At 74.0% G+C, this 6757-nt stretch carries 6 protein-coding genes; 4 read left to right on the forward strand and 2 right to left on the reverse strand.

The annotated features are described in order from the left end of the window. Window positions 1-142 precede the first annotated feature (142 nt). The 3 genes from CCL05_RS41510 to CCL05_RS41520 all read left to right on the forward strand — a co-directional run bounded on the left by CCL05_RS41510 (window position 143) and on the right by CCL05_RS41520 (window position 3501). The gene (locus CCL05_RS41510) at window positions 143-883 is read left to right on the forward strand and encodes a DUF4142 domain-containing protein (protein WP_086565729.1); all 741 of its coding nucleotides are present in this window, start codon (window positions 143-145) and stop codon (window positions 881-883) included. Between the two features lie 86 nt (window positions 884-969). Beyond that, window positions 970-1740, forward strand: a complete 771-nt coding sequence (locus tag CCL05_RS41515; protein WP_086565730.1) for a TIGR04222 domain-containing membrane protein — start codon at window positions 970-972, stop codon at window positions 1738-1740. Between the two features lie 114 nt (window positions 1741-1854). Further along, window positions 1855-3501, forward strand: a complete 1647-nt coding sequence (locus CCL05_RS41520) for an alpha/beta hydrolase (protein WP_086565731.1) — start codon at window positions 1855-1857, stop codon at window positions 3499-3501. Here the strand turns inward: CCL05_RS41520 and hemQ are convergent, their stop codons facing one another. Then, window positions 3502-4245: a hydrogen peroxide-dependent heme synthase gene (gene hemQ, locus CCL05_RS41525; RefSeq protein ID WP_086565732.1), complete on the reverse strand. Its 744-nt coding sequence runs from the start codon at window positions 4243-4245 to the stop codon at window positions 3502-3504. 5 nt (window positions 4246-4250) lie between these two features. Continuing rightward, the gene (hemG, locus tag CCL05_RS41530; RefSeq protein WP_086565733.1) at window positions 4251-5714 is read right to left on the reverse strand and encodes a protoporphyrinogen oxidase; all 1464 of its coding nucleotides are present in this window, start codon (window positions 5712-5714) and stop codon (window positions 4251-4253) included. A 171-nt stretch (window positions 5715-5885) separates the two neighbouring features. Between hemG and CCL05_RS41535 the strand changes: the two genes are divergently transcribed. Then, on the forward strand, window positions 5886-6757 hold an 872-nt coding region (locus CCL05_RS41535), incomplete at its 3' end, for a DUF4349 domain-containing protein (protein ID WP_086565734.1).

Genomic DNA, 6757 nt, shown 5'->3' on the forward strand with positions numbered 1-6757 from the left:
GTCCCGCCTCCCCCAATCGCCCCGCCCTGCCTGCGTTACAACGGTTCGTCCCCGTACGGCAGTTGACGTAGACCTCGCAGTAACATGTCAACTCCGCACCCGAAGCGCACTGGCGTGCGGTGCCGTACCAGGAGGCACCCCCATGCGACCGCGACCCCCCGTCAAGGGCCGAGGCATCGTCAGCGGCACGGGGCTCATCGTCACGTGTCTGACGGCGACGCTCGCCGCGCTGGTCTTCTCCCTCTGGTCGTACACCGACCGGCCGGGGACGGGGCCGGACGTGCTGAGTGCCCGGACTCTGCGCACGAGCTACGGCCCGTTGTCCGCGCTCGACCAGGACTTCCTCGTCAAGGTCCGGCTGGCCGGGCTGTGGGAGCTGCCCGCGGGGCGGCAGGCGCGGACGAAGGGGACCACGCCCGCCGTCCGGACAGCGGGCCGGCATCTCGTCGAGGGGCACGCGTTCCTCGACGAACGGGTCCGCGGTGTCGCCGCGCGGCTGAACCTCGCCCTGCCGGACGAGCCCGGCGACCAGCAGAAGCGGTGGCTGGAAACCCTGGACGCGGCACAGGGCGCCGAGTACGACCGCCAGTTCGCCAACCTCCTGCGGCTGGCGCACGGCAGGGTCTTCTCGCTCGTCGCCCAGGTCCGCGCGAGCACCCGCAACTCGCTCGTGCGCGACCTCGCCGACGACGCCAACACGACCGTCCTCGACCACATCAAGGTCCTGGAGGCCACGGGCTACGTCGACTTCGACGCCGTGGCCCGCGACATGGCCACCGCTCCCCCGACGGCCGCCCCCGCTCCGGCCGCACCCTCGATTCCGGTCCCGGACCCGGCCACCACGCTTCCGCCGCCGACGTTCCGCCCGCCGCCGGAACAGTGAAACGGAACGTCACATACCGGCAACACTCCGTCCGGATCGTAAACAAGGCATGGTGTTTTCGGGACCGTGTCACATACAAACAACATATGCTCTGGGTTCTTTTCCTGCTGGCGGCCTGGGCCGTGGCCGGCACGGCGTGCACGCGCCTGTGCCTGGCCGCCGTACGCGCCGCGGCCGGCGACACGGACACCGGCCGCATCCATGAACTCACGCTGTACGAGGCCGCGTTCCTCTCCGGCGGGCCCCGGCGGGTCGCCGACGTGACCCTCGTGGCCATGGCACGCCAGCGCCGGCTGCTGCTCGCCCACACCGGCTGGGCGACGGTCGTCGATCCGCGCGGGCGGGACGAGATGGAGCGGTCGGTCATAGGGGCCATCGGCCCCGAGGGGCAGTCCCGGATCGCGCCGGTGCGGGCCACCGCCGCCACGGCGGAGGCGATACGCGGCATCGCCGACCGGCTGGTGCGCGCGGGGCTCGCGGTGCCCGACAGCGCCCGCACGACGGTCGCGGCGGCCGTCCGCCAGGTGCGCTCGGCGACCCTCGCCGTTCTCGCTCTCGGCGTCGCCGCGCTGCTGACGCCCGCTCCGCCGGACATGCCGCGGCATCTGGTCGCCCTGTGGTTCGCGCTGCCGCTCGCCCTGACGCTGAGCTCCCTCGCCATCGCCCGCATCGAGATCCACCCGTACTCGCGCTGGGCCTCCCCGGCCGGCCAGCGGCTGCTCGGCGCCCTGACCCGGAACGCGGACGGCACCGCCGACGACCGCACCTACCTCACCTCCGTGGCCGTACGCGGCGTCAGCGCGATCGGCGAACCGGACCTGCGCGCCGCCTTCACGCACCGCGGGGCACACGACTGACCGACCGGGGGGCGCACAGGGGCATTGGCGCCGACACCGGCGGACGGTGCTTGCCTTCCTCAACCACCGCACCAAACATCCCTTTTGTCGCCACCGTGCACCGAAGGGACACCGATGAGAGCCGCCCTCCTCTACTCGGCCGCAGGATCCTTGCTGCTGAGCGCCCTCACCGCCGTCCCGGACACCGACGGCGCGAGAGCGGCGGCCGAGCTGCGCGGCACCGCGGTGGCCGCCGCGCGGGCGAAGGCGGCCGGCATCGACTTCGGCCCGTGCCCCGACGCGCAGGACCTCCCCGGCAGCATGCAGTGCGGCACGGTCACCGTCCCGCTGGACTACGCCCGGCCCGACGGCAGGCAGATCGAGCTCGCCGTCGGCCGCGCCCGGGCCACGCGCAAGGACCCGCACGACGGCGAGCGCGCGGTCCGCCGCCAGGGCGCCCTGGTCTACAACCCGGGCGGCCCGGGCGCCAACGGCGTGTACTTCCCCCTCGTCGGCCTGCTCCCCGAATGGAAGCGGCTCGCGGCCGCGTACGACCTCGTCGGCTACGCCCCACGGGGGGTCGGCCGTTCAACGCCCCTGTCCTGCCAGGACCCCAAGCGGTTCTTCACGGGGCCCACGCAGGCGCCGACCCACCCCTCGGAGTCGTACAAGAAGAAACGCATCGCGCAGGCGAAGGCGTACGCGCGCGGCTGTGCCGAGCGGGCCGGCCGCGCGCTGCGGCACTACCACTCGCTGAACAACGCCCGCGACCTCGACGTCCTGCGCGCCGCGCTCGGCGAGGAACGGCTGACGTTCCTGGGCACGTCGTACGGCACGTACCTGGGAGCCCTGTACGCGACGCTGTTCCCCGCGCACGTGCGGCGGATGGTGTTCGACTCGGCGGTCGATCCCGACCCGGCGGAGATCTGGTACCGCAACAACCTCGACCAGTCGGCGGCGTTCGAGGGCCGCTGGCGGGACTTCCGGAGGTGGGTCGCCCGGCACGACGACGTGTACGGGCTGGGCAGGACCGCGCGGGAGGTGCGGCGCAGCTACGAGAGGGCGAGCGCGCGGCTGGCCGCCGAGCCGGCCGGCGGGAAGGTCGGGCCCGGGCAGTTGCAGGCAGCGTTCCTCCAGGCCGGGTACTACGACGACCAGTGGCCGCACCGGGCGCACGCGCTGTCGGCGTACCTCAAGGGCGACCCCGGGCCGCTGGTCGAGCAGGCGGAACAACGCCCGGAGGCCGCCGCCGAGGCGGAGAACACACGCGCGGTCTATGTGGCGGTCGAGTGCAACGACGCCCCCTGGCCGACGGACTGGGCAGTGTGGGACCGCGACAACACCCGGCTCGCGCGGCGGGCGCCCTTCGAGACCTGGGACAACGCGTGGACGAACCTGCCCTGTGCCTACTGGGAGGGGCCGCGGCAGCGGCCGCTCGACGTCGGCGCCGGGCCGGGCGCACTGCCGCCGACGCTGATCCTGGCCGCCGAGCGGGACGCCGCCACGCCCTACGACGGCGCCCTCGAACTCCACCGCCGCCTCGCGGGCTCGGTCCTGGTGACGGAGCGGGACGCCGGCGCGCACGGCCTGGCGGGCGGGCCGAACGCCTGCGTCAACGGCCATGTGGAGGCGTATCTGCTGGCGGGCCGGCTGCCGGGACGGCGTACGGACTGCGCCGCGCATCCGGAACCGAAGCCGCAGTCACAGTCGCAGTCACCGTCACGGTCACGATCACGGTCGGCGGCCCCGGAGCGGCCCGGGGCCGACCGGCCGCTCGGCTGATCAGGCCAGGTCCGCGACCAGCTCCGCGATCTCCTTGCGGCGGCCCGTGAAGAACGGGACCTCCTCGCGGACGTGCCGGCGGGCCTCCGAGGCGCGCAGGTGACGCATCAGGTCGACGATGCGGTACAGCTCGTCGGCCTCGAAGGCGAGGATCCACTCGTAGTCGCCGAGGGAGAACGAGGCGACCGTGTTGGCGCGCACGTCCGGGAAGCCGCGGGCCATCTTGCCGTGGTCGGCGAGCATGCGGCGGCGGTCCTCGTCGGGCAGCAGGTACCAGTCGTAGGAGCGCACGAAGGGGTAGACGCTGACATAGTTGCGGGGCGTCTCGTCGGCGAGGAACGCCGGGATGTGCGAGCGGTTGAACTCGGCGGGGCGGTGCAGCGCCATGTTCGACCACACCGGCGTGAGCGCCCGGCCCAGCTTCGTGCGGCGGAAGAGGTTGTACGCCTCCTGCAGCGCGTCGCTGGTCTCCGCGTGCCACCAGATCATGAGGTCGGCGTCGGCGCGCAGGCCCGAGACGTCGTACGTGCCGCGGACGGTCACGTCCTTGGCGGCGAGCTGGTCGAACAGCTCCTGGACCTCGTCGGCGTACCCGGCGCGGTCCTCGGGGAGGACGTCCTTCAGCTTGAAGACGGACCAGAGGGTGTAGCGGATGACCTCGTTGAGGTCCTTGGCCAGCTTGCCCTTGTTCGGGATGCGGTCGGGCTCGGCGCTGGAGGCCGTGGTGGAGGCGTCGTCACTCATGCTCCTCATTCTCCCGCTCCGCCGTGCAGGCTCTGCACCGGGTGGGCGGTGAGCTCCTGCACACCCCGCAGGTCACCGTGGATCTGGTCGACGGCGGCGTACGCGCTCGCGATGCACGCCGGGATGCCGACGCCGTCGTACTGCGCGCCGCACACGGCGAGCCCCGGGAGCTTCGCCACGTGCTCGCGGACGCGGGCCACGCGCGCGTGGTGGCCGACGGGGTACTGGGGCAGGCCGTCGTCCCAGCGGGTGACGCGGGTGGCGACGGGCGTGGCGTCCAGGCCGGTCGCCGCCTTCAGGTCGTGCCGGGAGACCGTCACGAGGTCGCTGTCGTCGCGCTGGAGGATCTCCGTCTCGCCGTACCGCCCGACCGAGGTGCGCAGGACGACGAGGTCGGGGTTCTCGTCGGCGATCCAGCCCCACTTCTGCGAGGCGAAGGTGGACGCCTTGATGGTGCGCCCGTCCACCGGCGGCACGAGGAATCCGCTGCCCTCGGGCAGGCCCGCCTCGGCGCGGCGGTAGGCGAGGGTGACCAGGGCCATGGAGGCGTACTCGACGCCGCCGAGCTCGGCGGCGGCGCCCGGCGACTGCGTGCGCAGGAGCCGGGCGGCGACGGGGGCGGGGACGGCGAGCACCACCGCGTCCGCGCGCAGCACCCGCTCGCCCGCGACCACGCGCCATCCGCCGTCGGCGGCGCTGTGGCTCAGCTCCGTCACCGGCGTCCCCGTGAGGATCTCGCCCCCGCGGGCCCGCACCGACTCGGCCACCGCGAGCGGCAGCGTGCCGACGCCGCCCCGGAGGCCCATGAACACCGGGCCGGTCTGCTGCGCGGTGGCCGCCTTCGCCTGGATCTCGCGGACCCCTGCCGTCAGGGAGGCGTGGCTGCGGACCGCCTGGAACAGCTGCGGGACGGCGGAGCGCATCGAGATGCGGTACGCGTCGCCCGCGTACACACCGCCCAGCAGGGGCTCCACGAGGCGGTCGACGACCTCGCGGCCGAGGCGCGCCGCCACGTACTCCCCGACGGCCACGTCGTCGCCGACCTCCGTGCGGGGCAGCTCGGCGTCGCGGTCGATGCGGGCGAGGCCCTCGTCGGACAGCACACCGGACAGGGCCGCCGCGGTGCCGGGAACGCCCATCACATGGCCCTTGGGCATCGGGCGCAGCGCGCCGCGGGTCCAGATCGAGGCCGTCGCGGTCGCGGGCGGCTGGAGCCGGTCGGCGAGGCCCGCCTCCCGGGCGAGCGCCACCGCCTCGGGGCGGCGGGCCAGCATCGACTCGGCGCCGAGGTCCACGCGCGCGCCCGCGATCTCCCCGGGCAGCAGCTTGCCGCCGACCCGGCCGGAGGCCTCCAGCACGGTCACCCGCGCCCCGCGCTCCAGCAGCCGGTGCGCCGCGGCCAGTCCCGCGATGCCCGCCCCGATGACGACGACCTGCCCCGTGCCCGCACGGGCTTGAACTTCGCGCATGCCCCCAGCCTCTCAGACCCCACTGACAGCGCTTCCGCGCCCCGGTGTCCGGCACGAGTGTCCTGCACGAGTCCTGACCGTGACCGCATCGGAACCGTCCCGGACCAAACGTCCGGCACCGTCCGGGCGTCGAAGAGACGTCAGCCGAACCGATCCCCGGGGGATGCCCGCATGCACACACGACGACCCGCCCTGCACCCCGTCCCGGCGCTCACGGCGCTCCTGCTGGCCGCGGCCCTCGCGCTCACCGGATGCAGCGGCGCGGGCGACGACTCCGCCGGCAGCAGCGCCGCCGACCGCGGGGCCGCCGCCCCGCAGTCGGACGCCAAGGCCGGCGCGAACGAGGCCGCCCCCGGCGGCGCCGGAAGCGGAGCCCGGGCGACCGCCCCGTCGAAGCTCCCCACGAGCCACATCATCCGCACGGCCTCGCTGACCGTGCAGGTCAAGGACGTCCCGAAGGCCCTGGAGCAGGCCCGCACCGGCACCGAGAACGCGGGCGGCTACGTCGGCAACGAGACCACCACCCGGGACGGGGAGGGCCGTGAGCGCACCCGGGTCGTGCTGCGCGTCCCCGTCGAGAAGTACGAGGAGGTCCTCACCGAGCTGGAGGGCGCGGGCAAGCTCCTCGACCGCAGCGCCAAGGCGCAGGACGTCACCGACCAGGTCGTGGACGTGGAGAGCCGCATCACGTCGCAACGGGCCAGCGTGGCCCGGATCCGCGAGCTGATGGACCGGGCGACGAAGCTCAGTGACGTGGTGACCCTGGAGGGCGAGCTGAGCACCCGCCAGGCCGACCTGGAGGCGCTGCTCGCGCGCCAGGAGTCCCTGAAGGACCGCACGAGCCTGGCCACCATCACCCTGTCGCTGTCCGAGACCCCGGTGAAGAAGAAGGAGGCGAAGGACGACGACCCGGGGTTCGTGGACGCGGTCGCGGGCGGCTGGAACGCGTTCGTGACGATGCTGCGCTGGCTCGCGGTGGCACTCGGCGCGGTCCTGCCGTTCGCGGCGGTGGCCGCCCTGCTCGCCCTGCTCTGGCTGCGCGT

Origin of the sequence: Streptomyces africanus (genome assembly GCF_002150735.1) — a bacterium.
Classification (GTDB): Bacteria; Actinomycetota; Actinomycetes; order Streptomycetales; family Streptomycetaceae; genus Streptomyces; species Streptomyces africanus.

Excerpts from the sequence above, each read along its gene's own strand:
- CCL05_RS41510 (WP_086565729.1), top strand. The coding sequence starts at position 143 with ATGCGACCGCGACCCCCCGTCAAGGGCCGAGGCATCGTCAGCGGCACG.
- CCL05_RS41515 (WP_086565730.1), top strand. The coding sequence starts at position 970 with ATGCTCTGGGTTCTTTTCCTGCTGGCGGCCTGGGCCGTGGCCGGCACG.
- CCL05_RS41520 (WP_086565731.1), top strand. The coding sequence starts at position 1,855 with ATGAGAGCCGCCCTCCTCTACTCGGCCGCAGGATCCTTGCTGCTGAGC.
- hemQ (WP_086565732.1), bottom strand. The coding sequence starts at position 4,245 with ATGAGTGACGACGCCTCCACCACGGCCTCCAGCGCCGAGCCCGACCGC.
- hemG (WP_086565733.1), bottom strand. The coding sequence starts at position 5,714 with ATGCGCGAAGTTCAAGCCCGTGCGGGCACGGGGCAGGTCGTCGTCATC.